Consider the following 1,551-nt stretch of genomic DNA (forward strand, 5'->3'; position numbering starts at 1 on the left):
AGACCAGCTATCAAATGTCAAGAGAAAATAAAAAATAATTTATCTTGAAATTTAATGCACGTCAAACAAGCCTAAAAATTTAGGCTTAGAAAAATTAAATAACAACTAAATATTCGGTACGTAAGTTTTGTTATCTCTTAAAACTGCAAAAATTATGTTAGTAAGTTTTCTAGCAACAGCACCAATAGCTGTACCATGAGCCTTACCCCTTTGTCTAAGTTTTTGATAGTAAACAGACAAAGCAGGGTCCTTAAAGGCAGCTACACTAGCAGCAAGCCAAATAGCACGTCTAAGATAAGGAGAGCCACGCTTAGAAATCTTCGTATCGGTTGCATTAAAATTACCAGATTGCTTAACAGCAACATCTAAACCAGCATAAGCAACTAACTGGTTAGCTCTCTCAAAACGAGAAATATCACCAATTTCTGAGAAAATAGCACCACCTAAGATATCGCCAATACCAGTGATAGAAGTAATAACAGGGCATAAAGAATTAATCATAGAAGAAATTTCATCTTCAATATCAGCTATCTGATCTTCAAGAAAAGAAATTTGAGCAATAATCTGTTTAATTTGAAAAGAAAAAGACTTCAAAGCAAACTTAACACCAAAAGAATTAGAAGCCTTCTCTTGAATTTCTTTAGCCTTATCAAGGCCAAAGTGCCCCTTACTACACTTAGACAACATCTTAGCAAGCTCATCAGCAGGAATAGAAATCATATCTTCAGGTAAAGGGAACTTACTCAAAAGCTCTTTAGAAGCAACACCATAAATATTAGAAAAAAGCGAAGAATACTCAGGGAAAACCTGATCTAAAATAGCAACAAGCTTTCTTTTCCAATCAGAAGCTTCATCAACAAGAGCAAACCTAAACCTAGAAAGATTTCTTAAAGCAAAAGTATCCTCATCAGAAAAATGAGAAACAGAAAACTCACCAAACCTAAGAATTTGAGCAATAACAAAAGAATCAACAGAATCATTCTTAGTCTGTCTAATATACATCTTTCTAAAAGCATCAGACTGAATGGGATTAATAACAACACAAGAAAAACCTAAATCAATCAAGAAAGAATAAAGAGAAAGCCAATAATGCCCAGTAGCTTCCATACCAATAATACAATTGTTAGAATCAATCGAAAAAGAGGAAATAAATTTCTGAAACTTCTCTAAACCCCTAATAGAATTAGAGAAAGAAAAAGACTCAGAAACAAGTTTCCCATTAGAATCAATTATTGAGGCTTCGTGGTTGTTCTTTGCAATATCAACACCAATGTAAAACATAAAATCACCTAGCTTAAATATAAATTTAGATAGAGAAAGAACCCTCAATAACTTTACGACAATCAAACCTCGTTAGACATACAGCAACGAAATGTGCTATCCAGCTCATACTGATAAAGACGTAAAGAAGAGGCGTAACCCTTTTTAAGGAAGACTAGCTTCAAGGAGGAAATCTACGACCTCTATCTATACAATTATTATCCCACAAGAAAGTGGGATAGAGAACAAAAAGTAGTATTAAATACTACAACTATAATATACGAGGAGGAA

Annotated in this window: 1 protein-coding gene; it reads right to left on the reverse strand. The window is 33.5% G+C overall.

All coding sequences use genetic code 11. The features are described from left to right. Positions 1-105: 105 nt before the first annotated feature. On the reverse strand, positions 106-1,281 hold the full coding sequence (locus BQ7474_RS00005) for an IS110 family RNA-guided transposase (protein ID WP_073997050.1): 1,176 nt from the start codon (positions 1,279-1,281) through the stop codon (positions 106-108). Positions 1,282-1,551 lie beyond the last annotated feature (270 nt).

The organism is Anaerococcus urinomassiliensis (assembly GCF_900128425.1).
Taxonomy (GTDB): Bacteria; Bacillota; Clostridia; order Tissierellales; family Peptoniphilaceae; genus Anaerococcus; species Anaerococcus urinomassiliensis.

Coding starts and splice junctions, on each gene's coding strand:
- BQ7474_RS00005 (WP_073997050.1), bottom strand. CDS start 1,281: ATGTTTTACATTGGTGTTGATATTGCAAAGAACAACCACGAAGCCTCA.